The following is a 25,609-nucleotide window of genomic DNA, read 5'->3' on the forward strand; positions in this document are numbered from 1 at the left end:
GTTTACCACAACAATAAGCGTTAAAATGGTGTACAACAGGAAAAAATAAATAGTATATTTTCGCTGCTTTTTTATGGGCAATTCGCGCCAACAGTCATCAAGATCATTGATACGATTTTCGATTTTTGTTCTTAGATTCATAATGATAGATTTAACGTTCTACAACTTCCAGATCCCTGTTCTCCAACACGGCGAATTTCTCGATGTTGAAGCCCTGTGGGTTATTATCTGACCGAACGGAGTTTAGCAGATTACAGGAAGTGACCAGATTACGCTTGGTCACGTTGCTTGAACGGATGATAAATTGAGTGGAATAAGTTTTTACTGAATAAGGGTAAGAATCGAAGTTGCAGATTACACTGTCAACTTCGACCCTTTGCTGTACATTTCCACTGATGATACGATTATAATATCCCTTTTCCGCAAGGTCATTGTAATAGTCAAATACGCTCTTGTCGGCAAGATTAAAAGCACGCTTCATGTTGCTCTCAATAGCATTTTTGTCCGGGGCCAGGGTAAAAAACAGTTCGTGAAAACGTCTTACATGCTCTCTTGCCTCAACAGGGCGGTTGATGCTGGCATCCTGTGCAAGCGCCAGCATCAATGATTTGCCCTGATCCAAGACATAGATTTTTTCCCGTTGCTTTTCCGCGAAACTGTATGACTTCCAGATTGCGTATCCAACGATACCAGTGCATAACAAGGCAAAAATTATCGCATAAAGCCTGATCTGGCGGAAGCTATTTTCTATATTCCGGAGGGTTTTAAATTCCATGTTTTTAATTTTTTAGGTATGTTATTTTTTAAGTAATCTCCCACCAATATTTCCGGCAACAGCCCCCGCACCACCACTAGCAACACTTGCAGCCTGCTGAATATTTCGGGTGAAATTTGTAGCACCAGAAGCTTGAATGATCCAGCCTGTTACCGTAGGAACCGTAAAATATCCTACTATCCCGATGATCATAAAAATGATGTATACGGTGTTGGTTGTATCTGGAATAAAGGAAGGATCGGATAAATTCTCGATATCGCGCTCCAAAATCAGAGACTGTATTCTGGCAAGGATGGAGCTGAACAGGTCAGCAACAGGTAGCCATAAATACACGCTGACATATCTCGTAAACCACTGATTTAATGTGGACTGAAATCCATCCCAGACACTTATGGCAAATGCGATTGGTCCTAGAATTGAAAGGACTATCAGAAAAAATGTTCTTATGGTATCGATCACCAAAGCCGCTGCATTGAATAATATTTCCAGAAACTCCCTAAAAGAATCTTTAATACTCTGTCCAAATTGGAACATTCCCCGCTCAAAATACATAGCGCTCATGGTAGCAAGGTCCCCAGGCGACCAGCCAAGTTCTTCCAGTTTTTTGTCAAATGCTTCGTCAGAAACCAAATATGCTTTTTCAGGATTTCGGATCATTGCCTCATATTCCAGTTTGTCTTTCTTTTCCTGTAAAGCATTTAGGTCAAGAACCTGATTTTCGAGCATGGCATGGGTGCCTTTTACAACCGGGCTTAAAACAGCATTGATAGATCCCAGCACAATTGTTGGAAAGAACATGATACAAATGCCCAAAGCGAAGGGTCTGAGTAAAGGAAAAACGTCGATAGGTTCAGCACGGCTTAATGCTTGCCATACCTTTATAGCCACATAGAAAAGCGCTCCTAAACCGGCTACACCTTTAGCCACTCCCGCCATATCAGCTGAAAGTGGGATCATCTCGTCGTATAACGACCTTAAGATTTCATGTAAGTTCTCGTATTCCATGATTTACCAATATTTTTGATCAGGATTTCCATAGAGTTCAAGAACTCGTTGGGTATTGTTTTTCTTCTTGGCACGAATGATACTCACGGAAATATTTTTGTTGGTAAAGTATTTTACAAGGGCATGGTATTCCCTTACTTCCTTGTATACTTTATCAATAACTTCCATTCTTTCCTTGTCATTAAGAGATAGGCCGTTGGCAGTGATAATCTGCTTTAATTCTTTTAAAAGCTCAGTACTCTCATTAAGCAAGGCAGAATAGCCGTTTGCAATGGCTGCCAGTTCATTCGGTTTGAAATTGGGGTCATTCATCATTTTACCAAAATTGGTAACGTACATTTCAGATACATCGCCAACGAGTAAAACTGTTTGCTGAACTTTGCGCGCGTCTTTTACTAGATTATTTACAGCCTTGAGCTTATCGTAGTATTCTTTTCCTTGCTCATAGACTCGCTTGACTTCGTTGAAATTCTTGATTACATTTGAAACTGTCGAGGATGTCTGGACAATCTCGTTTGCACTGTTGACAATACCCGATGCAAGATTTGTCGGATCGGTTACTACCCACTGCGCCTTTGCTAATGGTGTGAAGGCGAATGTAAATGCCATCATCACCATGAAAATGATCTTTTTCATTGTTTTAAAATTTTAGAGATTAATTATTATTTTGATTTGCGGTATTTTTGAGAACAATGCGTTTTATGGCATGCTCAACATTCCCGCCGAGTTCCTCAGCCAGTTGCATGACCTCCAGTTTTTCGGTTTCTTCCGTGGTATAGGCATAATATTCGGCCATTGAAACCTCCGTTGCGTAGACTGCAGAGTGAGTGCCCCCAAGCCCGATCCATACTTCCTTATATTTTCTGGAAGGATCATTGTTCATATTGATCGAAAGTATCTGGGATTTCTCTTTTTCGGTAAGACCTAGCATCGCTTGGATGTCATCGAACTTATTCATATATTTACGCTGATCAAGGAGAATTTTGCAATCAGAGTTGTTGATGATAGTCTCTTTGACCACGGGTGAATGAATGATGTCATCTACCTCTTGGGTCACGACGATTGCTTCTCCGAAGAATTTTCTGACCGTTTTAAAGAGGTATTTTATGTATTCCGCGAAACCTTCTTTTGCTATCGCTTTCCAAGCCTCTTCAATCAGAATTAGCTTCCGGATACCCTTTAACCGCCTCATCTTATTGATAAAAGTTTCCATTATAATAATGGTCACAATGGGGAAAAGAATTTTATGATCCTTGATAGCGTCGATTTCGAAAACAATAAACCGTTTATTCAGTAGATCCAGCTCCTTTTCGGAATTTAGTAAATAGTCATATTCTCCACCTTTATAGTAAGGCTCTAGCACATTTAGAAAATTGGCAAGGTCAAAGTCTTTTTCCCGGACTTCCTTGGCTTGGAGAACTTGCTTGTATTCGTTCTTGACATATTCGTAAAATCCATTGAAGGACGGTTTAACATCGCTGTTTTTAATATGTTCGATGTACCCGCTTACCGCATTCGATAAAGCAACTTCTTCTGAACGTTTTGGTGGTTCATCATCTCGCTTCCATAGTGTTAGGATAAGCGTCTTAATACTTTCCCTTTTTTCAATATCAAAAACGTTGTCGTCTGTATAGAATGGGTTAAAGGATATTGGATTATCTTCGGTGTAAGTGAAATATACCCCGTCTTGCCCTTTGGTCTTACCCTTTATCATTTCACATAACCCCTGATATGAATTCCCGGTATCGATCAATAAAACATGCGATCCCTGTTCCCAGTATTGGCGAACCATGTGGTTAGTGAAAAAAGACTTGCCCGAACCGGAAGGACCAAGAATGAATTTATTTCTGTTTGTGATGATACCTTTTTTCATCGGGAAATCAGATATATCCAGATGAACTGGTTTTCCCGTGAGCCGATCTGCCATTTTTATCCCGAAATGAGAGGGGGAATCATGGTAATTTGTTTCCTCGGTAAAAAAACAGAGCGCTGGTTCAATAAACGTATAGAAGCTTTCCTCACTTGGAAAGTCGCCTGCATTGCCGGGCATTGCTGCCCAAAACAGCGTAGCGACATCAACAGTGTTATGTCTTGGCTTGCATTCCATTAGGGCCAGTGCACTGCCGGTATCATTTTTTATACGTTTCAACTCTGCAGGATCATCTGACCAGGCTATCACATTGAAATGTGCCCTTATCGAAGAAAGACCAAAAGAATGCGCTTCATTGAGATATTTTTCGATCCATTCCCGATTTATCTGATTGCTTCGGCTATACTTTGCCAACGAATGCATGTTCCGTGCGGATTTCTCAAATTTTCTGAGGTTATCGTCAGAATTATCCAAAAAGATGTATTGGTTGTAGATATGATTACAGTTAAGCAACAAACCAACAGGTGAAGCAAATGACAGTAAACAGTCACTACGGTCCGTTGATAGTTTCTCGTACCTGCTATCTATTGAAACAGTACCAGGAAGATCATCGGTGTCCGATAAGGTATGTACACAGAGCCTTTTATTACCAACGCGCACTTCTTCGTTTCCAAGAGATATGTCCTGTAAAGGTTCATCTTTGGCTCTTGAAAGGGTTAAGTATTGGTCAAGGAGGCCAGGAACATTGTCAGTTCCGGTAATTTCCTCACTCGTAAGCCTTTCAAGAGATATAAATCCACTGTCATTTAAAATCCGTTCAAACTGTGCCACGGCCTCCATGAACCTATGGATGTTTTCTTTGTCACGTATTTCTTTGGGTATCAAGACACCTTTGCAAAGCGAGGAGAAATTAGATTGCATCCGCATTCTTTCCTTACTGGTCTTGGTCAGAAATAGATAACAGTAATGGTTTAAGAATGGTCGCTCATTGAAATGCTGTTGATAGGATTTCCCTAAAAAGCTTATATCTTCTTTGGAAAGATCCGGTTCATAACTCTCTTTAATGAACCAATCCTGTTTTAGCACGATTGAATGATCGGGCAAGGTTTTTATCGCTTTATGCCAGGCAGAGTGCATTGCATCATACTCAGCAGATGATACCGTAAATACTTCCGGAAGGATAACTTTGAAACATACAGTGATGTCCGCTTCTTTCGATATAATACAGTTCTCTTCAACTGCAAGTAGCGGAAACCTTGATTCAAGTGTCCTTGTCTTTGCCATATTTCTCATTATTTGATTGATTTGAAATTCAACTTGGATTTTAGTAAGCGATAAATCCGCTTTTGGCTGATAATGAACCTAGGATGTCGCTTTTTTGAAGCTATTTTCATAAGTCCATGTTCACCATACTTCCCATTAAGTGAGAAAGTCTGCCAGATGAGAACCGATGATCCCGTAGTTCCCAGTACAAGGCATACATAGGAGTTTAGACCAATCATGTACATGATCATGACCAGGATCAATACACCCAGAAGACCTGCCGCAAAAATGAAAAGGTACTGGGCCTTAAGCCCTTTAAATTCAACCGAACGGCCCACACCTTTATTGATATTAAATGTTTTCATCGGTATGGTCTAAAAGTTTATAGTTCCCTGAATTGCGTTCAGGTCGTAATTCGCCGTCAAGACCTCAATCTTCTTTTTATGCGGTTTTCCATGTGCATTATCCACCATTACACTGGACTGCATCTGTAAAGTGTACCAGCCCTCGTTTTTTATGTATTGCTTTAACTCAGGGCTCGGATAACTGCTCAGCAGAAATTTCCCACTGATCTGGGACAGGCACCGTAGGAGTGAGGAATAATCTTCTCTCGTATAGCCGTCATAATGGCCACAGTCAGAATTGTAATATGGTGGATCACAGTAATGAAATGCAGAAATGTGATCGCGTGAATTAATGATGCGGAGAGCATCGGTATTCTCGATCTGAACATTCTGTAACCTGATCGCATATTCCTCTGAAAATGAGTTGCGCTTATTGCTGATCTTTCTGGCGCTCGTAGAACTGGTTTTGTCGTAGCCCCAGGTGTCCCCGATAATTGAACTAAAGGATTGGTTACAGAGAACCCATACTGCCCAGGCACGCTTTAACCTGTCAAATAAGTGAGGGTTGTTGTAAATCACTAGGGCGTCGTTGTGTAAGGATCTACTGTGGAGACTTATTCTGATCAGCTTTTCCAATTCTACGAACTGGTTTTGGACCATTTCGTAGAAATTGATCAATTCCCTATTGTAGTCGTTGATAACTTCAACCTCGGTAATAGGTTTTGACCAAAATATAGCCCCGCCACCGACAAAAGGCTCAACGTATGTTTTATGTGGCGGGATAAGAGGAATTATAACCTTTGCGAGTTTTTGTTTACCCCCATAATATGTTAATGGAGTAACTATTTTTTTTGCTGTCGTCATAGCTGTTGATTTGAAGGTTTGAATTGAAGGCTACAGGAAGAATGATCGTAAGATCGTAGCCGCGACAATTAAAAAAATACATGCTCCAAACCAACTGGCAGCAGTCTTACTGGTATCGGGGTCACCAGAGCTAAATTTGTTGTAAACCTTGACACCTCCAATCAGCCCGACTACTGCGCCGATAGCATAAACCAATTTTGTTGCAGGATCAAAATAAGAAGTAACCATTTGAGTTGCTTCCTGAATACCGCCCTGACCGTTTCCCTGGGCAAATGCGCCAAAAGTTGACATCATTAACAATGCTGTCATCAAAATTCTTTTTCTTTGTTTTTCCATGTTTTAATCGAATTTTTTGTTATTCTTTTCCTGCACCCTGCAGGCTTACATGGCAAATGTGAGATAGAATTGAAAGCACTCTTTTAAATTGGAAATCCGTGGAATTATTTGGCTTTCTAAGGTTGTCAGGGGGTACTTTTGCGACCTAAATAATGAGTATTTATAACCCTAGAATACAGGTCAGCGGATGGGACGATTTTATCTTTCTGGGGAACAAAAAAAAGTGCTAGATTCTAAGAACTAGCACTTTTAATCTTATAGTTTGAAATGGTTAGAATTTCCGCCCTTTACTTTTCTTTGACTGATTATTGGCCTTTTGATTGTCCTGACTTTTTTGTTGTTTTTCCTTATTTTCTTTGATGACATCAACAATAAAAGTTTTTTCCCAGAGAATTTTCTTGGCTTCAAAATGGCTCTGTACGCCAAGCCATTTTAAATCACTTTTCAGATCCCACCCACCTTCACGGTTCCATCCAATCGGATCAAGTTTTGTTTGAAATGGAAATTCAATGGCGATCAGATCTTTTGGAATGCTGGAAATATTTGCGTAGTCCAATTCGCGAAATTCATGTTTTATGGGATCGTACGGAATGAGATAAGCATCTTTCTCTTCCGAATAATAGTGGTCAATATCATCAAAATTTATCCCTTTAGATGCGAAATCAGTTGCCGAACGGAGCATATTCATCCTGATGTCAACAGTAAAGGTATGGCCTTCAATATCGATAGTTGGAAGTTTGCCCTGCATCCGGCTGTGAAAAGCCTGTTGATCAACCATAAAATGAAAGTCATCATGCGATTCCACTTCCATGATGGAGACGTTGTATTTTTTTGCCATGCCTGAAGGATCAAGTACAACAAATTCAGGTAAGTGAATATCCTTGTCATTATATTCGATCAGATATCCATCACCACTGTCCTGCATTTCTTTTAACGGAATTACATTATTTGGATCGGACTTGTCACGGAACTCAAATCTATTGATATCGACAATAAATGTAGTCCCCTCGATCAGTAATTCCAGTTGGCCCTGATCATTCCTATTTGCTGGTATAACCTGGCTAATTTCGTTCAGACTGTAGGCAAGGTCGTATTCAAGCTTTAGATCATGGTATAAAAGGCCAAATTTTAGCGGTAATTTTGCCGCATGGTTTTTACCTATAGGATCTATGGTTCTTATGTCTGGAATCTCCACAAGCCTAACAGACTCAGTATCCATAACACTTTCCTTTTTGAGATCAATAACCCGTCCGGTTGCAGGTTCATACAATATATTATATGCTCTGTTTTTGTCACTATAATAATCTCTAACCAGGTCAAGGTCAATGTCCGGTTTTCCCTGAATCGACCATAAGATATCATTGTCCGGATCAACAACATATTGATTGCCGCAAATGTTTACTTTGACGGGATGACCGTCAATTCTCTTATTGTAAACATCCTGGTTAACCATCAATTCAAAGTCAGTCTTCTCAACCATATCTTTGCTGGTGCAATTGTACTTCTGGCTAAACCCTAATGGATCAATCTCTGTAATCCTTGGAATTTTAACATTCTGGCTGGTCTCAAAATAAGGATCAAGGATAATTTTTCCAGTGTCGTCAAATTCGGGATCGATAACGATAAAATCGTGATTTTTAGAGATTGGGCTGTAATTAAAGGAATAGTGTGTCCCATGATCTTCCATGTAGGCAAAGCTGATCGAATTGGCTGGATTGTCTTTTTCTATAAGAGCAAGCCTATCAATGTCAAATTGAAAAACAGTTCCACTTATTTCAATTTCCGGGAGTTGTCTTTTGGTCTGTTCCATAATAATGAATATTTGTTATTGTTATGGAGCAAAAATGTTTGGAAAAGCAATAGCATTGTTTAAAAGGAATTTTAGGGCATCTTTTGTCTTTCAATTGCGCTGTCGCCCTAAAAATAAATCATATAACAGGTTTTGTACTTCAACGGCAAATAATGAGAAGGATTTTTTAAAGAACTAATGACTTGAAAGCCGGTAAAAAAACAAAGGGGATCTTAAATAAAATCCCCAATGTTAAAATCATCACTGTTTTCAGAAGTTTTAGGTTCTTCTTCGTTTGGCAAATTCTTATTCAAAAGATCTGCGATCTTACGGGATGAACCTTCCATAGCATTTTCCAAAAGATAGAACAGGTCGGTACCTTCTATTTTACGAACTACAGCAACGGCCTTTTTAACTGAAACAGGTTCCGGATCATTGTTCCTTAATACCTGCCCGGCATCATTGAGTTCCTGAAAGGAAACCCCTTTGGCATACCCTCTGACATCATTTGGAAGTCCCATGTTTTTAAATTCTTCCTCTTCTTCCTCGTAGTCAATTTGCTCTTCGGAATTTTCATCAGAATTTCCATCTGGAACAGGATGTTCTAAACCCTTTCCCTCGGTTTTCATTTCAAAATTATTCTCTTTATCCTTTCGCTCATTTATTTGGCTTTCAGTGGATACACTTGGCGCGGTAAGTCTTCCATCATAGTTGGATTTGCCCATGATATCCTTCTGATCTTTCTTAGGAGCGACGATCTGAGTTCTTGTAATTTTGTTTATAACCAATTTATCTTTCAACAAAAGAATGATTATTGTTAAAAGAAAGATTAAAATCAATACTTCCATCGTTATAATATTGGTTTTTGGTTCAGGGCATGGATTGTGTTTATCTCGTCAGCGAAATTTTCAAAATGCTGCTTCAGGACATTATGGATATAGTCAGTGAGGGTAATTTCACCGTCCCCAAGGATACATACGATCCGGGTAAGTTTCTTGTGAAAATCCGAACATATGTAAACCGATTTTCCACATCTGGCTACAGTACTTGTCGGCTTTAAAAAAGCACATTCATACTCATCTATATGAAGTGTTTTTTTCAATTGGCTATTCTGTTGTTTTTTCATTTTGATATTCATTGTTATAAATTGAAATAATTAGAAGATTGGTTTAAACTTATCATTGAAGTCATCTGTAATTGCCTTTTCAAAAAGTTCAAAGTGGTGATTCAGAATATTGTCTAGATAGGCATACAACGGGATTTTATCTTCGCCAATAACCTGTACTATTCTTGATAAACGTTCATGATATTCCGGCCTGATATAGATACTCTTTTCACCTCTTCGGTTCATGGAATGATTTTTAAGAAAAAGTTCCCCGTAGCTTCCTTCTGGCTGTCTTTTTCCTTTCGGTTTATCTTTCACCACAGGCTTATTTTCAGCAGAAGGTTCTTGCTGAACTGGCAGATTTGGATCCCGTGTACCCTCAGCCATAACTTGCATAAGATATTCTTCATCAACTTTTGGGAGGTTCGCTTTTTTCTCATTTTTATCCATTATCCTTCAGTTTTATTGTTTTCAGAAATTCCTCAATGAACATATCCATTTTACAGGACCTTACAAGTCTTCTATCCGGTGGGAGCAGAGTTGACCTAAAAACCGTTTTCGCTTCTGATTCACTTTCTTTTCTGAATCGTTTGCTGTCAGTAACTCTAGTTTCCATCAATGTCAATCCCAGTTCATGAATTATTTTATCATAATGGTTATATAGAACAGACCTTTCCCTGCCGTCTACCTGATTCCAGAAGAGTCTAATTGTTTCAATCGAGGTCTCTCCATTTTTGATCAAAACGTTGGTCATGACATCGGTAAAAGAAAGTGTACTTTCAAGCACAACGCGATCCGCAGTTATCGGAGAAAAAATGTGGTTCATTCCCGCAAGAGTGCTTAGAAGGCCGGGAGTGTTAACTGTTCCAGGTAGATCAAAAAATATGATGTCAACAGGAATGGGCGACAATTTTAAAAATTGCTCTGCTTCTTTTAAGGCAAGTTCAGGCTTACATTGAAATATGGGATAAGCTTTCTTATTTATTGTCTTAAATTGTTGGAAAGCCAATTTTTTAAAGGTCTCATTTTTCATAATTGCGGATTGGTCTCTCTGTCTCATCTGGGCAAGACTGTGTTGGGGATAGTCGCAGTCAAAAACAGCTACATTAAGTCCTCGACTATAATGTAATGTACTCGCTAAAATCGCGGTGAAAGTACTTTTACCGACACCTCCCTTTTGGCTGGAGAATGCCACAAATAATGTTTTTTTCTTTTTTTCCATTTTTCTAGATTTTTAAAAATTATTATAAAATAGTATTTGGTCTATCCTGCAAACCGGATCTCCTGCGTGATGGCTTGCCATATTTATTGTTCTCTTTCCAGATAGAATGACTGACTGATTTTCCAAAAGGAATCCGTCAAGCCTGCATTCTTGCCGATTTTCATCCTATCCTTCAGACTTTCTATCCATCCTGCCGATCTTATTTATTTCCGGAAAGCAATCTGTCCATCAATTCTTCCTTCATCTCTGAATCCCGGATATTTTTCAGGCGGGACAGGATCATAACTCGACTGTCGTCCTGAAATCATGTTTTCTGGCAGGCTTGAAAACAAGTTCGCTGTATAACTGGCCTGATGATTTGCCCCCATGACTTTTTGCCTGCCTGATATCCGGAAAACTATCAGCTTATCTTGCTTGATAGCACAAAGAAGAAGTATTTTTTAATGCACTATAATTACCTGGAATTGATTGACCAGAAGCGGCGGTTTTTGGCTCTTGTTGATATGGTGAGCCTTTGAAAAACTAGCCTTTACTTTGTATAGGATTCGTGGAAGACATAAAAGAAGCTCATATACTGTTGATGGATTTAAAAAATAAAATCCTTTAATCGTTGTTACTCAATCCGCCATCGCTGGCGGAATCCTTTCATCGGAAAGGAGCAAGTTATCTTTTGAGCAGCTCGAAATAAATTCCGCCGCTCAAAACAACTTGCCCTAGCGGGGCTTTAAAAACACTCTCCGAAGTCGAGGTTTTCATTAAAACATTAATTTTTGACAATGGACAATCAAAAAAAAGAGCAAATCAAAAAGTCTGGGCGCAAGCCCAAGGTTGATCCGGCAAGACACCGGTATTCCATAAGTTTGAACGATAAGGAGAATGATCGTTTCTTATCGCTATTTGAGAAGTCAGGTATGAAAGTAATGGCCCATTTTATCACAGCTTGCATGTTTGATAGAACCATAAAGACAGTAAAAATTGATATGAATGCAGTGGATTATCATACCAGGTTAACCAATTTATATAGCCAATTCCGATCAATAGGCGTAAATTATAACCAGATAGTAAAGATTTTATACCGAAATTTTTCAGAGAAAAAGGCCGCGGCATATCTTTTCAAATTAGAAAATCAGACTGCTGAACTTGCAGAACTTTGTCGGAAATTCATTGACTTAACACGCGAATTTGAAAAAAAACACCTTGAAAAATGATCGCTAAAATTGGGAAAGGAGCAAACCTTTACGGAGTAATTACCTACAATTTTCAAAAAGTAGCAAGTGAAAATGGGGAGATTCTTGGTCTTAATAATATGCCGGAAAGTTTCGATGGAACTTATTCGGTCAGTTATCTAATGAAATGTTTTGATCCATATCTTACAGCTAACAATAAAACAGAGAAACCAATCCGTCATATTTCTTTAAATCCTGATCCGAATGATAAAGTAGTGGACGATGATCTTATTAATATTGCCAATGAATATATGAAAAAAATGGGATTTGGAAATCAGCCTTACATTATATTTAAACATACAGATATTGAAAGAACCCATATGCACATAGTTACCACATGTGTAAAATCTGACGGAAAGAAAATTCCCGATTATAATGATCACGGCAAATCGATGACTATCTGCAGGAATATTGAAGAGGAATATGGGTTATTGCCCGCAACGGAAAAATTAACTAAAGATGAGCTTAATTTTAGACCTGTTAACCATAAAAAAGGAAATATCAAGAGCCAGATTTCAGCGGTGGTCCGATATATACCCCAACACTACCAATTTCAGACTCTTGGGGGGTATAACGCGCTTTTATCATTATTTAATATCACCGCCGAAGAGGTTAAAGGAGAAATTCAGGGACAGCCTAAAAGTGGTCTTGTTTATTTTGCGTTGGATGAAAAAGGTAATAAAGCGAGCAATCCTTTTAAAGCTTCATTATTCGGAAAAAAGGCTGGAATGGAATTTCTACTCAGTCATTTTGAAGAAAGCAAAATCGCTATGAAATCCAGCCCAGCAAAATCAATTTTAAAGAATACCTGTGAATCTGTTCTAGCAATTACCAATAGTGAGATAGAATTTAAAAAACAGTTGGCAAAACAGGGAATCAATATTGTAGTACGCAGAAATGATGAAGGTAGAATTTATGGTGTAACTTTTATCGACCATGAAAGTCATTCTGTCTGGAACGGCTCACAGTTAGGGAAGAACCTTTCTGCAAATTTCTTTAACGAGTATTGGTCGATAGGGGCAAGGCCACTCAGCGATGATTATGGTACTGGTCAAAAAAATGACCTGCCGATCCATAAATTATTTGATTTCATAGATGAAGGAATTTTAACCAATCTGACCGATAATTTTATTGAGGGAACGGGCTCAATGATACCAGGATCACAGGGAGAAGATTTTGAGGAAATTGATTTTGAAAACCGGATGAAAAGAAAGAGTAAACGTAAACGTAGAAAACTGTGATCTATTTATCTTTTTTTTAGGCAATATTTGAAAAAGTGGCAGTAAACAAATTACAATTAGAAGTCGAACTTTTAATTTCAAGAACTAACAGTTATTGATTTATTCAAAGTACTACTCTTTGATCACTATATTTTTTTCTTTCGATTTTTAATGATGTTAACCACTCTAAATACATTCCTTCCGGCATATTTCTGTATCCGATCTTATGTATGTAACTATATTCAGCATTGATTTTTGAAAGCAGCCTGACAGCACTTGAAGAATTTTTTTCAAGTTTTAAATATTGGTTTTTATGCGTTTCCGTTTTTAGAATTAAGGCCGTTATCAGATTCGGAAATATTTGTATCGCACGATCAGCACATTTTAAAGCGAAGCTGCCATCATTATCCGGAAAAGACCTATTAAATGCATTTGCCAGATCTACCAAGCACAACGCTAAGCTTTCTTTATCATCAAGCGCTTTCATATATACACCATTTTCAATCGCATCCAAATGGATAAACCCCGATGCCATTAGCCAGGAATCCTGTGGGAATATACCACTGGTAAGTTCGGTATTATACCAACCTATTGACTTAATGTTATGCTTTATATAAATATGATTGGGAGCAAGGGCCAAATTAGCATTTACACCAATTTCCTCGGCGAGGATCTTATATAGGTAGGGCAACGAGTTACAGTTGCCTTTCTGTGTATTTATCAGTTTGGAAACAAACAGATTCGCCAGCTCTCTGTGTCCAAACACGTCCTCAAAATCATAAGAAAATGGTTTGTAGCGAATCGTATCCTGGTTTATTAAAATTGGCGTTTCCTCACAGATCACCGAGAAAATTGCAGCATATTTGCTAACCGTCTCCTTATCTTTTTCATTGTAAGTAAGATCCCGGTTCTTAATAATTGTTTTGCAAAAGTTGGCCATAAATCGGATTTTCCTGTCAAGCTCAACTGTGTCTAGTTTGCCCTGATAATATGCATTTTCCACACTCAGAACAGCAGTTTTAAAACTGTATTTCTGCTTATCGTCCAGCATATTATCAATAGTCTGGTAGGCATCGGTATAAAACTGGTTCACCTGGGCTTTGATTACCCCTGCAAAAAAGATAAATAAAGAGAGATAGAAGTATTTCATAATTTTGGTTCCCAACATGGGATATATTTAAAAATCTGGATTTTGAATATGGTCTATAATGTCAATTGCAAGTACGTCATCTGTCTTTCGATCATACTTAGAAAGATAATAATCTATTAATAAACCAAGTTCTTTTAGTGAACAAAGCCGTTCATATGTAATCCCATTATCATTGAGTAATTCCTTCATTGCCCTTTTTAATTTAAAGAATCTATAATTTGTATCAGTTCCTATAGAGTACTCTCCATACAGAATGATTTTCTCATAGTCCATATCACTCACTTCTTCGGTGAGGAAATCATTAATCGTATTTCTTCTGATTGCTTTTATAATTTCATCTAATTTCATGGCTACCTGCATTAATTTTTTTATTCAACAAGATTCAACACTTTCCAACCGTTATCCTTTGTTAGACCAACCCAAAATTTATTGACCGTTATAAATCCGTCCGGATAGTAAAGCGTTTCTTCAATTAGCTCCTGATCTTTTCTTCTCTCTATAAGGTTGAACACGCGCTCAATGGTCTCAAAATTTGGAAAACCTTTATTCTCTAAATCCTCTAATAGAGAAACCCTCAGCACGCTTACTACTTTAGAATGGATTTCTGAATCCCAATCCATATTGTGTTCTTGCATCACATTTTCCGCTTCCAGATAAAAATCTTTACAGGATAAAATACCTTCCATATTATTTTCATTGTAAAAATTTTCCAAAGTGATTATTGCACCTTCAGGAGTTGAACGGTCTGGTCTGAAAAAATCATTCCCATGATCAATACGATATCCACAATATATTTCAAAATTTACTCTTTCATCCTCTGATAGCATATTGTAATAATGACGTATGGTGTAGCCACCTATCAGTCGTTGGTTATCTATTAACAGCCAGTCAACAGATTCTTTTCGGAGAACGATTTCCGGCTGACCTGTTTCAGCGAGAACTCCTTTGTAATATTTTCCTTCAATTTCAATATTTTCCAACCAAACGAAAACATCATTTTTGTCTTTGAACTTTATAGAATTATATCCTGTAAATCCACCTGCGATCAACTGATCGAAGTACCATAGCGTGCTGCTGGCCTTATATAAATTATATATAAATTTATCATCGACCTCAATTGTTATATGATTGTCCATTATTCTCTTAATACTTTGGGGGAAATTGGTGGCTTCTTTTTAAATAGGTAATATTGGGTATTTTATTATGGTTAAAATTAGCATCCAAAAAACTTAATTGTAAGGCTATTCATATTGCCATCTATTTAGTCAAAATCTGGATAGACGAAATTGTATTTTCCTGTCCTAATTCGTTCCGCTATTGCAAAAGGCGGTATTACAATTCCAATTTCCGCGATTCGGTTTTCTCCTTCCAGTTTACCAACTTTTCTGAAACCTTCATCATTAATTTTCCATACAAACCACCTTTCAGAAACTTTTATCGGTTCATCCCCAACTTTATTACCATAATCATTTGTATCCCGAAATAAGACTTCCTCTAAAGTTGGATAAACAATACTTTTACCTTCCTGCATATATAAGCCCTGTTTTACTCCAATATTGATCACGGTATGTGCATGAAATTCAATATCGCCCTTCAACAGTTCCGAATAATCAGGAATTACACGGGCTGGATATTCTCTTTTAAATGATCTAATAACATCGCTGTTCAATTGGGTTCGGTCATTAGCGATGTATTGGAAATATTTTTTATTCCCATTTTCTAATTCCACCGAGAATATGTCCCCGATTTCTGTTTTTACTCTTTTACCCATTTTATTTGACGAGGAATTTTATAATTTTTCTCAATTTAGGCAAATAGCGAATTTTAATTTTTTTTACCGACAAATGTCCTTAATCCATTGCGCCGATTTCAAAAATCGTTTTGCCGTATCATCGCTCCATTGGACCCCATAATCTATTTTATGATCCGTACAATTATTATTATCCAAAACTGTATTTGCTGTTTGTAAAAGTTTAGAACTGCCTACTCTTACGGTCAGTTCATCTAACTTTTTTAACCAACTCGAACTGGGATTTGCGCCTCTCGCTGTGTCAAAGAAATGAATCAGCTGAACTTTAATCTCAAAGTCATCCCAACTGTTTTCAACTATTTCCAAATTCATAATTCGGTTAATAATTCTGTAGCAGCACTGATTATTGGCAACTTTAAATTTTTTCAGATAATCAATCAATAAAATGTCTTTGGGAGACACTAATTTTAAAATCTTTTTAAAACAGATTACGTCATGGTGGAAGCTGATCTGATTTATAATTTCCAGTATATTTTTCAAAGTTGATAGTTTAACTTCCACAGTAGCTTTTTTGAAAATACTTCTGGACTGTTCAATTTTTATAATACCTTCCAAAAAGTTGCTGTTCGGCGAAACAAAATAGTTATGCTTAAGATAAACCGTAATATGAAAATAATCTTCCGGTGAATACGTAATCATCTTGTCATTCACAAAATTTGGGATAAGATTATTTCCGAGCAAAGCTCCCAATCTGGCGACGTATAACGACCTTAAAAATGCGCCATTAAATTCATTGTTATAATGCAACAATTTTGGCAGGATGTACTTATAGCTGTTCTTTTCAATTTCTGATGAGATCAGTTCATGGAAACTATTCTCCAAGTTCTTTTCCGCATTGAATTGTTCTTCCTTATCACTTGTTAATTCTTGATGATATAGAAGTAACTGGTCAAACCAATCCTGAATTTTTAAAAAATCACTTTCAGAAATATTTAATGCTTCGGCTAAAACTTTAGATTCCTTTAGGTCATCATCTTTAAATTTTAAATATGGATTATCCGTCATAAATCTGAATTTAGATCATTTCCCCAAATTTTACATTTTCACCATCTTTAGTATAGGGATAGATTTGCTGAAATCTGCTTTCAGGTGAAAGAATTAAATCCACAACCAATACATCCTTACCCTGATATCTTCCGTCCTGAGCAATAGCATAAACCCGAATATCCTCATCTTTTAAATCATCATATGCGCCAGCCAGCAAAATATCATACATTTCTTTTGAATTTGTTGATTCTGAATAAGCAGAGATATTAGTAAGGTTACCATTTGCTCTTACATAGGTAGCATAGGGTGCGAATTCACCACTTTCAATTAAATACTTTGTTGCTTGCTCTTTTATGGCATTGAGCAATTTCTCAATATTATTCATAAATAAATATAATACTTTTTAAACTATGTGCACCCAGGAACACCACCACAGGGATCTTTAGGTTTTGGTACAGGAATAAGCTTAGGAGCAGGAGCAGGTGTAACTCTAAGATTATCAATTTTGGGTTTTGCAGGAGGCGTATAGCGTTGAATATTAATACCGGAATTTTTAAGCGGTTCGCTTAGTTTTGCAGATTCATTAATTTTCAAAATAGCTTCCTGTCCACTTGCTTTTGAAATTTCCTGCTGGCCCCTAAGCTGTTTTGTAAACGATTGTTTGGCAACATGCTTTATTTCCACAGTTCCCCCTTCATCTGTCATTGCGTCGGGTATAGTTTTTCCGGTCTTTCCAGTCTTAGGATCGGTGTATTCATAGGTTTTGGTATTTTTCTCCTTTCCCATTTCCGCAAGCTGTTTTTCTTCAACATATCTACCAAAATTGAAATGTTCCTGCTGAGCTTTTGTTACGGCTTCACTTTGCTTTGTTCCTACTTCACCAGTCTTGGTAACTGTTTCAATTATGTTCGGTTTAATTGACGATTCTTCAAATAACGGCATTAAACGTAGCCACCAACAACACTCAGTAGCATCTTCCGGCGCTAAACCTGTGGGATCTTTAAATCTTACAGGGTTATTGAAGGACATACTGTAAGGGCTCCAACTTGGGAACTCTTCACTCAGGGGGTCAGGACTCATCCAGCGTCCATGTGTATCACCGATCGGTTGTGCGTCCGGATCTTCAAGATCTACTTCAATGAAATCAACAACCTCACCTTTTTTGACGTTGAATTTTACTGATCCTATCGTAACAATACTGTCCTGATCATGAAATTCAAGGTATTTTCCCTTACTTAATGTAGCTACCTTGGGGTAGTAACCATATTTTTTAAATGGGTTTCCTGCTTCTATATTTTTTCTTCTTCTTTCGGCTTCGGCAGGACTTAAGCTATCTCTTGTCTTAAGCACTTCCGACATATAGGGGCGGGATCGCTCTTCTTTTGTCAATTTAACGGGGTTTACCCATTCTTTTTCTTTTGTGTGTTTTTTCTTTTGTTTTTCCTGCGCTTGCGAAAAGCACATAAGAAACAGGAAAACACAAAATAAAATCTTTCTCATAATTTATTTGTTTCTTGATTATCAGTTATAAAAATTCCTTTGGAATTTTGTAAATCTTTGGGGATTCTTTTTTAGGTAAGATAGGTTTTGGTTTATTTTGAGCTTCTCTCTGCTTTTGCGCGTTTAAAATTTTGATCCTTTCCGCAATTTCATCACTTTTTTGTTTGTTCTCAGTACTTCTTAATGAGCTGAGCCATTTTTCATATTGATCCAGTGGCATCTGGGAAAACCCCGATTGATCAATATAGTCAAAGCTCAAATTTATTTGACGAAATTGGTCTTCCAATGGTGGGTAATTACGGATATTTTGCAGCTGCTCCTTAATCTGAGGGTCAATTCCAAATCTCGCGCAAGACTGCATAAAACGAACTTGATCCGTATTGCTTTTCCATAAAGTCGCATTGATATTCTGTGGATTTAAAAGCAAAGCCTTATCAAGAACCTTAGAAACGAATTCATCATAACCAAATTTATGTATATAACCACTTGCTAAATCCACATATGTCTGCGATAAAACTTCCCGTTTATTTAAGTTTTGCATGTATAGCTTATTCTTTAATGCCTCTGCTTTAATATATCCTGAATTGAGTACAAAGGAATTGGCAGAAAACATTCCATTGGTCAATTCAATACTTAGTATTTCTCCATCATCATTTTTAAATCTGATATAGGAGTGATTCGGAGACATTACCAAATATGCATCCGCTCCAATTTGTTCTGCTAATATTAGATATAGTAATGGCATTGAATGACACTGACCAGAATTGGTTTTCATCAGTTTAGACACAAACATTTTTGAATAATCTTTGGCGCCCATATAATCGTCAAAATCGTATTTCATAGCCTTATGAACTACTTTCCCATTCTGTTTACTGTCCTCCGCGAAATACCTAAAAATTGATAGATTCTTGGAAACGTTGTCAGAATCTTCCACTCCTTTTTTCTTTAAATCATTTCTTATAATATTAGTTGCTTTTTGGATTTGATTTTGGTAAGATTCATGGAAGTTTTTATTGTTATCGTAATAAGCATTTTCAACTATAAAAACAGCATCTGCTATGGAATAGCTTTCGGGATCAAGTTGTGACAGATTTTCATAAGCCGCATAATATGAAGAGGTACCTTTTTGATCTGCTAATGAAGCAAGCCTAAAGTTCTTAGCGAAGGATTCGGCCCTTATCTCTGCAATCTGACGTTCAACCTCCTTATTAATATGTTCTTGATCTGCTTGTTGATTTATACGTTGATCGGCATGGGAATTAATGCGAGAATGATTATAACGACCAGGAGTGATCGTCTGTGTTTCCTGTACCCTAAATAGATTATTCTTTTGGGGCATTTCAGGAAACTTGGGTATTTGTCCGAGACAAATAGAACTGACATTAAAAAATAGTATAATAATATATCTCATCGGTATAACTGTGCTTTTTTCGGAGGGATTTGCAATTTAATTCTATTTATGTTTTTCGGCTCTAGGTATTTTCACGGAATTTTTACTTTTAAATTCTCATTCAAAAAATATATGGAGCGAAATTATAACTGGAAAACGTCAGAACCTGTCGCATTTTAAACTTTGGGAAGTTTAATTATCTTTCTTACCTATTTATTGGGGATAAACAAAGAAAGGCATGGTACTGAAGCCAATCGTCTAAAGAGGTACCGCTAAGAACCCAGATGCCGAAAAGACTTAGCCCATGCCAATAGTAGGCACAGGCGTAAGTCTATCGAATTGCATCTGTTTTTGAAAATTAGCGGTTTTCTTTAGATTAAATTTTCGATAGCTTACGCTCGTTTATATCTTAATATTCTATTAAATATTCCGACTGCTAATATATTAATTTTTTAGAAATAAATATTCCAAATGATAATAGTGTTTTATTGTTGAGAATGTAATTATGAAAAATGCTGATGTTGTGGTATATTTTTCCAGTATAATTAAAAATTATTTCGATAAATTTAATTATATATTAAAAAATTACTAATTTTGCTATTAACACAATGTGGTCTCTTAACCGACATATCAGAATTGAAGAACAACAATATCATAAGCTTCTTCATAAATTTAATCCACTAATATTTTCTCTCATTTATAAAAAGATCAATAATAGGGACGATGTTTTGGATGTCTTTCAGAATGTCATTATTCATATATGGGAATATCGGTCTAAACTGGATGCTGGCAATATTGAAAGCATAGTTGTAAAAACCTGCCAACAGGAAATAGCACATTTTTATAGGAACGCAAAAATCGATAAAACTAGCGATCTACCCTTACATTTTTCCGATACTTCGCATGAAGATTTAATCATTGCAGAAAATAAGGAGCGAAATCTCTCAGAAATAGAAACAGCAATTGAAGAGTTATTTCCTCCGCTTCGTAGAAAAATTTTCAAAATGAATAAAATAGAGGGTGTCACGCAAGAGAAAATTGCCGCTAATTTCAATATCTCCAAAAGAACGGTTGAAAAGCATATACATCAATCTATGATCTACCTGAGAGACAAAGTGAAAATTACTAAATGATGTTAAAGTATCATAAAATAAGTTAATTTTTCATAAAAACCGTGTGGTTTTTTCCTCCGTTCTCCTATACATAATAAAGGCTCTTTTATGAAAGACAATTTTCCCTATCTCACAGAGGAAGAAGAGAATAAAGTATGGACAAATGCTTTAATCGCTATTCGTCGTAAAGAAAAGCAAAAAAGAAATCGTAAAAATATAATGTACGGCGGCATTGCTGCAGTCGTGATTTTAAGTGGTAGCGTTTTAGGCTATAATTTTTTGATTACGCCAGATGTCTATATGGCCGTTTCTGATCCTCGTAAGGTCTTACTGCCTGACAAATCAGAAGTAATTTTACAAAAAGGAGCGAAGCTGACTGTTGAAAAGTCATTTCCTTCAGATACACGTGAAGTTACACTTGATGGAGACGCAATCTTTAAAATTTCTAAATCAAAAGAACATCCATTTATTGTTCATGGTAGAAATTATGAGACTAAAGTATTGGGAACCGTTTTTAAGATTTATCAAAATGAAAAATCTTTCAGTGTTGACCTGTATGAAGGTAAGGTGTTGGTCTATAGATCTGAAAAACCTAACGAATCATTTGAACTAAAACCAAAAGAAACGTTTTCAAATTTGGGAACTGTACAAGTTGCAAGAATATCTGCCACATCACGGTCAACAGAATCTCAACTTAAATCAAGTTTATCCTTCAACGATTGCTCACTAAGTAAAGTAGCCCAAATCATAGAAGAAACCTATAACGTAAAAATGATAATCCCTGATAAAGATAAGGTGGTTAAGATTACGATTTCATCTACTAATTCTACCGCTAAATCCCTTATTGAAATCATTGCTTTCCAGCTGGATTTCAAAATAAAACAAATCAATGATAAAACATTTCAATTGGAGTGAAAAACTATGGGCTTTAATTATGCCCTCGCTCAGTGACGACACGTGAAGCCGAAAATTTAAATGTTGAATAAGAAAATGACCGACGGGTGCGACCGTCGGCCAATGTATTCAACCAATAACTGTTCGATGAATTATTAATTATAAATACGTTACAAAAATATGAAAATTTTGTACAAAGCCGCCGTGTTCTTTTTGATCGGATGGCAGGGTCTTAATGCCCAAGAGAATCTCTCTACCATGAGAGTAAATTATGATTCGGAAGCATTACCCGCAGTTGATGCAATTGAACTCTTTTTGAAGGAAAATAAAATACGTCGTTTTTCTTATAAAAAGAAGTCATTTATAAACTACAAAGTGCCAAGCACAAAATGCAATAACGAATTATTAATGGATTGCCTTGCGAAGTTATTCAAGGAATTACCCTTTGAAACAACCATTTTTAATAATACGGTTGTCATTCGCGAAAAGAAAATTAAAGCAATTAGCCAAATAACTCCACAAGATCAAAGTTTACCTGTTGACACATTAAAATCCGAGTCTTTTGCGGGTAAAGAAACAAAAATTGAAGAAATCACTTTAAATGCCGGATACTATAAAGTCACCGAAAGGAACAGCACTGGAAGTATTTCAAAGGTTAAGGCAAAAGATATCGAAAACCAGCCTGTAACGAATGTATTATCCTCTTTGCAGGGCCGAATGTCAGGAGTTAATATCACGCAAAATTCCGGTATTCCCGGTGGAGGGTTTACAATACAGATCAGGGGACAGAATAGTTTAAGAACAAGTATGAATTCCTCGATTGACGGTAATCTTCCACTCTATGTGGTTGATGGTGTACCTTTAAGTGAAATAACAGCTGAAAACACGCAAATCGGCGCTACAGTGATGCCTTCTGGTAAGATTAATCCATTAAATAGCATAAATCCGGGTGATATCGAGAGCATTGAGGTACTAAAAGATGCTGATGCGACTGCTATCTATGGTTCCAGAGGAGCAAACGGAGTTATATTAATAACCACTAAAAAAGGTAAATCAGGTAGACTGAGTGTACGACTTACAACCAATTACGGTATAAGTGAGGCTATTTCCAACCTCAAATTATTAAACAAGGACCAATACCTTAACATGCGCCGTACAGCTTACCTGAATGACGGAGTTGTAAACTATCCGGCAACAGCCTATGATCTTAATGGCGCTTGGGGAAACAATGAAATAGATTGGGAAAAAACATTGATCGGAAACAAAGCAACCTATAGTAACACCCAACTTTCATTGAGCGGTGGTAGTGAAACAACCAGTTTTTTAGTCAGCCTCGGACACAATGAGCAGACAACTCCTTTTGGACAAGGTTATAAATATCTCAGCAATACTTTTAATTCTAATCTGTCACATCGTTCAAAGGATAACCGCTTTCAGCTCAGTTTATCTAATATGTTTACCAATCAGAAAAACAATGTTGTTAGAACTGATATTACTGGCAGTAGTTATACGCTACCACCTGTATCACCTCTGCTCTATAATGAAGATGGAAGTTTAAATTGGGCCGGAAATACTTTTAACAATCCTTTAGCGGCCTTTAATGCCACTTATAGTAACGATACCAAGCTCTTTCAAACTAATATAAACGCTGATTACAAGCTTTACTCGGATATGAAATTTAAGATTAATGCAGGATTAAATTACACGGCAATAAATGAATTATCTCTACTTCCCAATACAGTCAATAATCCATCCCTTGCAAGCGGTGCTTCCAGTGCAACTTCACAATCAAGAAAAAAAGATCAGGATATATTTTCTTTCATTATTGAACCTCAATTAAACTGGTCAAAAAATTGGGGAAACCATAAAATTGATTTTTTGATAGGGGGAAGTTTTCAGAGAAATGTTAGGAATACTGATGAAATTACAGGAATAGGATTTGAAAGCAATCAGTTTATTACAAATGTTTCCGCTGCAAAAACGATAAGAATGGGCGACCAATCATCTATTGAATATAGATATGCCGCATTATTTGGTAGGTTAAATTATCAGTATAAAAATCGTTATATCCTGAATGTTACTGGTAGACGTGATGGGAGCAGTCGTTTTGGACCTAATAACAGATTTGCAAATTTTGGAGCGTTGGGAGCCGCATGGATCTTTACAAAGGAAAATTTTCTAAAGGATTCTAAATGGTTATCTTTTGGTAAGATTCGCGGTAGCTATGGTTCGACAGGAAGTGATAATATCGGGGATTTTCAATTTTTGGATAATTATAATGTTTCCTCAACATTAATATACAATGGAATTACCGGACTGTTACCTGCCAGACTATTTAATCCCAATTACAGTTGGGAAAAAACAAGAAAGTTTGAAACTGCAATTGAACTAGGTTTTTTGGACAACCGTATTACTACTAATTTAGCATATTATCGTAATAGATCTTCAAATCAATTGGTTGGCTACCAACTATCTGCCGTAACTGGATTTCCAAGTGTGACAGCAAATCTGGACGCTACAGTGCAGAATACCGGACTGGAATTTGAAATAAATGCAAGACCAGTTTCAACTAAGAACTTTAATTGGGAAACTAATCTTAATATAACATTCCCTAAAAATAAACTGTTATCATTTCCAGGTCTAGCCGGTTCACCTTATGCAAGTCAATATTCCATTGGCTCTTCAACGCAGATTGTTAAGCTATATCAATTGGAAGGTATTAATCCGCAGACAGGACTTTATCAGTTCACTGATTTTAATGGAGACGGCAAAATATCTTCTCCAGATGACCGTCAGGTTATTGAAGATCTTCAAATTAAATTTTTTGGTGGCATAAATAACAGTATTCGATATAAAAATTGGGATTTATATTTTTTATTTCAATTCGTCAAAAAGAAAAACTATAACCAAAATTCAATTATGCCTCTTCCGGGTACAATGGTTAACCAACCTGTGGAAGTACTGGATGTTTGGTCTGCCGAAAATCCTAACGGAACATATATGCCTTATAGTGCATCAAAAAATTTGCTCAATCATAATTTATTTAAAGGAAGTACTGCTGCTGTTTCAGATGCATCCTTTGTAAGATTAAAAAACCTAGAATTTGGTTATAATATACCGATGTCGTCAAGTCCTTTTAAAAGTGCTAAAATTTACTTTCAGGGCCAGAATTTAATAACATGGACTAAATTCTTTGGTGTTGATCCAGAGGCAATAATCTCAGGTTTTCTTCCTCCCTTAAGAACATACTCTTTCGGACTACAGTTAAATTTTTAATTTCTAATCTCATGAAAAATTTTAAATATTTATACACATGCATTCTCGCATCTTTCTCATTGTATTTTTCGATTTCGTGCGAAAAATTGATTGACGTTGATCTACCGAATAATCAGATTGCCAGCAACGAAGTATTTCAGGATCTTCAAACAGCTAACGCTGCATTATCGGCTTTATATGCCGATGTAATGTCAAATTCCCCGATTTCAGGAGTGAATCTTGATGCCGCCCTAGGCGTTTATACGGATGAACTGGATGAATTCAGTACAACGATTACTCCAACTAGGGAACTTTATCTAAACCAACAAACTGACACGAATCAAACCGTATACAATATCTGGGTTTCATCTTTTAAACATATTTATACAGCTAATGCTATTATTGAAGGTGTTGATAAATCTAACGGGATTTCAATGTCCGACAAAAAGTATTTGAAGGGAGAAGCTTTATTTATTAGAACGTTAATGTTTT

At 36.7% G+C, this 25,609-nt stretch carries 26 protein-coding genes; 6 read left to right on the forward strand and 20 right to left on the reverse strand.

Annotated features, from left to right (window positions below):
* Positions 1-151: 151 nt before the first annotated feature.
* The 12 genes from traK to WFK35_RS07205 form a co-directional block, all read right to left on the reverse strand.
* On the reverse strand, positions 152-775 hold the full coding sequence (traK, locus tag WFK35_RS07150) for a conjugative transposon protein TraK (protein WP_048506328.1): 624 nt from the start codon (positions 773-775) through the stop codon (positions 152-154).
* Between the two features lie 21 nt (positions 776-796).
* Positions 797-1,780, reverse strand: a complete 984-nt coding sequence (gene traJ, locus WFK35_RS07155) for a conjugative transposon protein TraJ (RefSeq protein ID WP_048506327.1) — start codon at positions 1,778-1,780, stop codon at positions 797-799.
* 3 nt (positions 1,781-1,783) lie between these two features.
* The gene (locus WFK35_RS07160; RefSeq protein WP_048506326.1) at positions 1,784-2,416 is read right to left on the reverse strand and encodes a DUF4141 domain-containing protein; all 633 of its coding nucleotides are present in this window, start codon (positions 2,414-2,416) and stop codon (positions 1,784-1,786) included.
* A 19-nt stretch (positions 2,417-2,435) separates the two neighbouring features.
* Positions 2,436-4,943, reverse strand: a complete 2,508-nt coding sequence (locus WFK35_RS07165; protein ID WP_048506325.1) for a TraG family conjugative transposon ATPase — start codon at positions 4,941-4,943, stop codon at positions 2,436-2,438.
* On the reverse strand, positions 4,943-5,278 hold the full coding sequence (locus WFK35_RS07170; RefSeq protein WP_048506324.1) for a DUF4133 domain-containing protein: 336 nt from the start codon (positions 5,276-5,278) through the stop codon (positions 4,943-4,945). The genes WFK35_RS07165 and WFK35_RS07170 overlap by 1 nt, the downstream gene beginning before the upstream one ends.
* Before the next feature lie 9 nt (positions 5,279-5,287).
* Positions 5,288-6,121, reverse strand: coding sequence for a DNA adenine methylase (locus tag WFK35_RS07175; RefSeq protein WP_083429476.1), 834 nt, complete (start codon positions 6,119-6,121; stop codon positions 5,288-5,290).
* Between the two features lie 30 nt (positions 6,122-6,151).
* Positions 6,152-6,457 (reverse strand): DUF4134 domain-containing protein, encoded by a 306-nt coding sequence (locus WFK35_RS07180; RefSeq protein WP_048506323.1) that lies wholly within the window; start codon positions 6,455-6,457, stop codon positions 6,152-6,154.
* Positions 6,458-6,728: 271 nt separating this feature from the next.
* On the reverse strand, positions 6,729-8,267 hold the full coding sequence (locus tag WFK35_RS07185; protein ID WP_228417761.1) for a hypothetical protein: 1,539 nt from the start codon (positions 8,265-8,267) through the stop codon (positions 6,729-6,731).
* Positions 8,268-8,479: 212 nt separating this feature from the next.
* Complete coding sequence (locus tag WFK35_RS07190; protein ID WP_048506322.1) at positions 8,480-9,094, reverse strand: hypothetical protein; 615 nt, start codon at positions 9,092-9,094, stop codon at positions 8,480-8,482.
* A 2-nt stretch (positions 9,095-9,096) separates the two neighbouring features.
* On the reverse strand, positions 9,097-9,372 hold the full coding sequence (locus WFK35_RS07195) for a DUF3408 domain-containing protein (RefSeq protein WP_048507112.1): 276 nt from the start codon (positions 9,370-9,372) through the stop codon (positions 9,097-9,099).
* 30 nt (positions 9,373-9,402) lie between these two features.
* A complete protein-coding gene (locus WFK35_RS07200) occupies positions 9,403-9,801 on the reverse strand; it encodes a DUF3408 domain-containing protein (RefSeq protein WP_048506321.1) in 399 nt (132 codons plus the stop codon).
* The gene (locus WFK35_RS07205; RefSeq protein WP_048506320.1) at positions 9,794-10,573 is read right to left on the reverse strand and encodes a ParA family protein; all 780 of its coding nucleotides are present in this window, start codon (positions 10,571-10,573) and stop codon (positions 9,794-9,796) included. The genes WFK35_RS07200 and WFK35_RS07205 overlap by 8 nt, the downstream gene beginning before the upstream one ends.
* 776 nt (positions 10,574-11,349) lie before the next feature.
* Between WFK35_RS07205 and mobA the strand changes: the two genes are divergently transcribed.
* Positions 11,350-11,781: a conjugal transfer protein MobA gene (gene mobA / locus WFK35_RS07210; protein ID WP_336732041.1), complete on the forward strand. Its 432-nt coding sequence runs from the start codon at positions 11,350-11,352 to the stop codon at positions 11,779-11,781.
* Complete coding sequence (mobB, locus tag WFK35_RS07215) at positions 11,778-13,040, forward strand: conjugal transfer protein MobB (protein ID WP_336732042.1); 1,263 nt, start codon at positions 11,778-11,780, stop codon at positions 13,038-13,040. The genes mobA and mobB overlap by 4 nt, the downstream gene beginning before the upstream one ends.
* Positions 13,041-13,143: 103 nt before the next feature.
* On the opposite strand, the gene WFK35_RS07220 is transcribed toward mobB, so the two are convergent.
* From WFK35_RS07220 to WFK35_RS07255, 8 genes are all read right to left on the reverse strand, one after another.
* Complete coding sequence (locus tag WFK35_RS07220; protein ID WP_073061301.1) at positions 13,144-14,169, reverse strand: hypothetical protein; 1,026 nt, start codon at positions 14,167-14,169, stop codon at positions 13,144-13,146.
* A 27-nt stretch (positions 14,170-14,196) separates the two neighbouring features.
* Positions 14,197-14,517, reverse strand: a complete 321-nt coding sequence (locus tag WFK35_RS07225; protein WP_123868160.1) for a hypothetical protein — start codon at positions 14,515-14,517, stop codon at positions 14,197-14,199.
* A 20-nt stretch (positions 14,518-14,537) separates the two neighbouring features.
* Positions 14,538-15,305 carry a DUF2314 domain-containing protein gene (locus WFK35_RS07230; protein WP_048506315.1) on the reverse strand — a complete coding sequence of 256 codons (768 nt, stop codon included), beginning with the start codon at positions 15,303-15,305 and terminating at the stop codon, positions 14,538-14,540.
* A gap of 125 nt (positions 15,306-15,430) precedes the next feature.
* Positions 15,431-15,940, reverse strand: a complete 510-nt coding sequence (locus WFK35_RS07235; protein WP_048506314.1) for a hypothetical protein — start codon at positions 15,938-15,940, stop codon at positions 15,431-15,433.
* Positions 15,941-16,003: 63 nt separating this feature from the next.
* A complete protein-coding gene (locus WFK35_RS07240) occupies positions 16,004-16,984 on the reverse strand; it encodes a hypothetical protein (RefSeq protein WP_048506313.1) in 981 nt (326 codons plus the stop codon).
* 10 nt (positions 16,985-16,994) lie between these two features.
* Positions 16,995-17,351: a hypothetical protein gene (locus WFK35_RS07245; protein ID WP_048506312.1), complete on the reverse strand. Its 357-nt coding sequence runs from the start codon at positions 17,349-17,351 to the stop codon at positions 16,995-16,997.
* A 23-nt stretch (positions 17,352-17,374) separates the two neighbouring features.
* Positions 17,375-18,466, reverse strand: a complete 1,092-nt coding sequence (locus WFK35_RS07250; RefSeq protein WP_073060406.1) for a putative toxin — start codon at positions 18,464-18,466, stop codon at positions 17,375-17,377.
* A 25-nt stretch (positions 18,467-18,491) separates the two neighbouring features.
* On the reverse strand, positions 18,492-19,877 hold the full coding sequence (locus tag WFK35_RS07255) for a hypothetical protein (RefSeq protein ID WP_336732049.1): 1,386 nt from the start codon (positions 19,875-19,877) through the stop codon (positions 18,492-18,494).
* Positions 19,878-20,464: 587 nt separating this feature from the next.
* Between WFK35_RS07255 and WFK35_RS07260 the strand changes: the two genes are divergently transcribed.
* The 4 genes from WFK35_RS07260 to WFK35_RS07275 form a co-directional block, all read left to right on the forward strand.
* Positions 20,465-20,989 (forward strand): RNA polymerase sigma factor, encoded by a 525-nt coding sequence (locus tag WFK35_RS07260; protein WP_048506309.1) that lies wholly within the window; start codon positions 20,465-20,467, stop codon positions 20,987-20,989.
* 87 nt (positions 20,990-21,076) lie between these two features.
* Positions 21,077-21,883: a FecR family protein gene (locus WFK35_RS07265; RefSeq protein ID WP_336732051.1), complete on the forward strand. Its 807-nt coding sequence runs from the start codon at positions 21,077-21,079 to the stop codon at positions 21,881-21,883.
* A gap of 159 nt (positions 21,884-22,042) precedes the next feature.
* Complete coding sequence (locus WFK35_RS07270; RefSeq protein ID WP_048506307.1) at positions 22,043-25,138, forward strand: SusC/RagA family TonB-linked outer membrane protein; 3,096 nt, start codon at positions 22,043-22,045, stop codon at positions 25,136-25,138.
* A gap of 86 nt (positions 25,139-25,224) precedes the next feature.
* Positions 25,225-25,609: RagB/SusD family nutrient uptake outer membrane protein (locus WFK35_RS07275; RefSeq protein WP_336732054.1), on the forward strand; the 385-nt coding region annotated here is incomplete at its 3' end.

Source organism: Chryseobacterium sp. VD8, from assembly GCF_037149975.1.
Lineage (GTDB): Bacteria > Bacteroidota > Bacteroidia > Flavobacteriales > Weeksellaceae > Chryseobacterium > Chryseobacterium indicum.

Coding starts and splice junctions, on each gene's coding strand:
- traK (WP_048506328.1), bottom strand. CDS start 775: ATGGAATTTAAAACCCTCCGGAATATAGAAAATAGCTTCCGCCAGATC.
- traJ (WP_048506327.1), bottom strand. CDS start 1,780: ATGGAATACGAGAACTTACATGAAATCTTAAGGTCGTTATACGACGAG.
- WFK35_RS07160 (WP_048506326.1), bottom strand. CDS start 2,416: ATGAAAAAGATCATTTTCATGGTGATGATGGCATTTACATTCGCCTTC.
- WFK35_RS07165 (WP_048506325.1), bottom strand. CDS start 4,943: ATGAGAAATATGGCAAAGACAAGGACACTTGAATCAAGGTTTCCGCTA.
- WFK35_RS07170 (WP_048506324.1), bottom strand. CDS start 5,278: ATGAAAACATTTAATATCAATAAAGGTGTGGGCCGTTCGGTTGAATTT.
- WFK35_RS07175 (WP_083429476.1), bottom strand. CDS start 6,121: ATGACGACAGCAAAAAAAATAGTTACTCCATTAACATATTATGGGGGT.
- WFK35_RS07180 (WP_048506323.1), bottom strand. CDS start 6,457: ATGGAAAAACAAAGAAAAAGAATTTTGATGACAGCATTGTTAATGATG.
- WFK35_RS07185 (WP_228417761.1), bottom strand. CDS start 8,267: ATGGAACAGACCAAAAGACAACTCCCGGAAATTGAAATAAGTGGAACT.
- WFK35_RS07190 (WP_048506322.1), bottom strand. CDS start 9,094: ATGGAAGTATTGATTTTAATCTTTCTTTTAACAATAATCATTCTTTTG.
- WFK35_RS07195 (WP_048507112.1), bottom strand. CDS start 9,372: ATGAAAAAACAACAGAATAGCCAATTGAAAAAAACACTTCATATAGAT.
- WFK35_RS07200 (WP_048506321.1), bottom strand. CDS start 9,801: ATGGATAAAAATGAGAAAAAAGCGAACCTCCCAAAAGTTGATGAAGAA.
- WFK35_RS07205 (WP_048506320.1), bottom strand. CDS start 10,573: ATGGAAAAAAAGAAAAAAACATTATTTGTGGCATTCTCCAGCCAAAAG.
- mobA (WP_336732041.1), top strand. CDS start 11,350: ATGGACAATCAAAAAAAAGAGCAAATCAAAAAGTCTGGGCGCAAGCCC.
- mobB (WP_336732042.1), top strand. CDS start 11,778: ATGATCGCTAAAATTGGGAAAGGAGCAAACCTTTACGGAGTAATTACC.
- WFK35_RS07220 (WP_073061301.1), bottom strand. CDS start 14,169: ATGAAATACTTCTATCTCTCTTTATTTATCTTTTTTGCAGGGGTAATC.
- WFK35_RS07225 (WP_123868160.1), bottom strand. CDS start 14,517: ATGAAATTAGATGAAATTATAAAAGCAATCAGAAGAAATACGATTAAT.
- WFK35_RS07230 (WP_048506315.1), bottom strand. CDS start 15,305: ATGGACAATCATATAACAATTGAGGTCGATGATAAATTTATATATAAT.
- WFK35_RS07235 (WP_048506314.1), bottom strand. CDS start 15,940: ATGGGTAAAAGAGTAAAAACAGAAATCGGGGACATATTCTCGGTGGAA.
- WFK35_RS07240 (WP_048506313.1), bottom strand. CDS start 16,984: ATGACGGATAATCCATATTTAAAATTTAAAGATGATGACCTAAAGGAA.
- WFK35_RS07245 (WP_048506312.1), bottom strand. CDS start 17,351: ATGAATAATATTGAGAAATTGCTCAATGCCATAAAAGAGCAAGCAACA.
- WFK35_RS07250 (WP_073060406.1), bottom strand. CDS start 18,466: ATGAGAAAGATTTTATTTTGTGTTTTCCTGTTTCTTATGTGCTTTTCG.
- WFK35_RS07255 (WP_336732049.1), bottom strand. CDS start 19,877: ATGAGATATATTATTATACTATTTTTTAATGTCAGTTCTATTTGTCTC.
- WFK35_RS07260 (WP_048506309.1), top strand. CDS start 20,465: ATGTGGTCTCTTAACCGACATATCAGAATTGAAGAACAACAATATCAT.
- WFK35_RS07265 (WP_336732051.1), top strand. CDS start 21,077: ATGAAAGACAATTTTCCCTATCTCACAGAGGAAGAAGAGAATAAAGTA.
- WFK35_RS07270 (WP_048506307.1), top strand. CDS start 22,043: ATGAAAATTTTGTACAAAGCCGCCGTGTTCTTTTTGATCGGATGGCAG.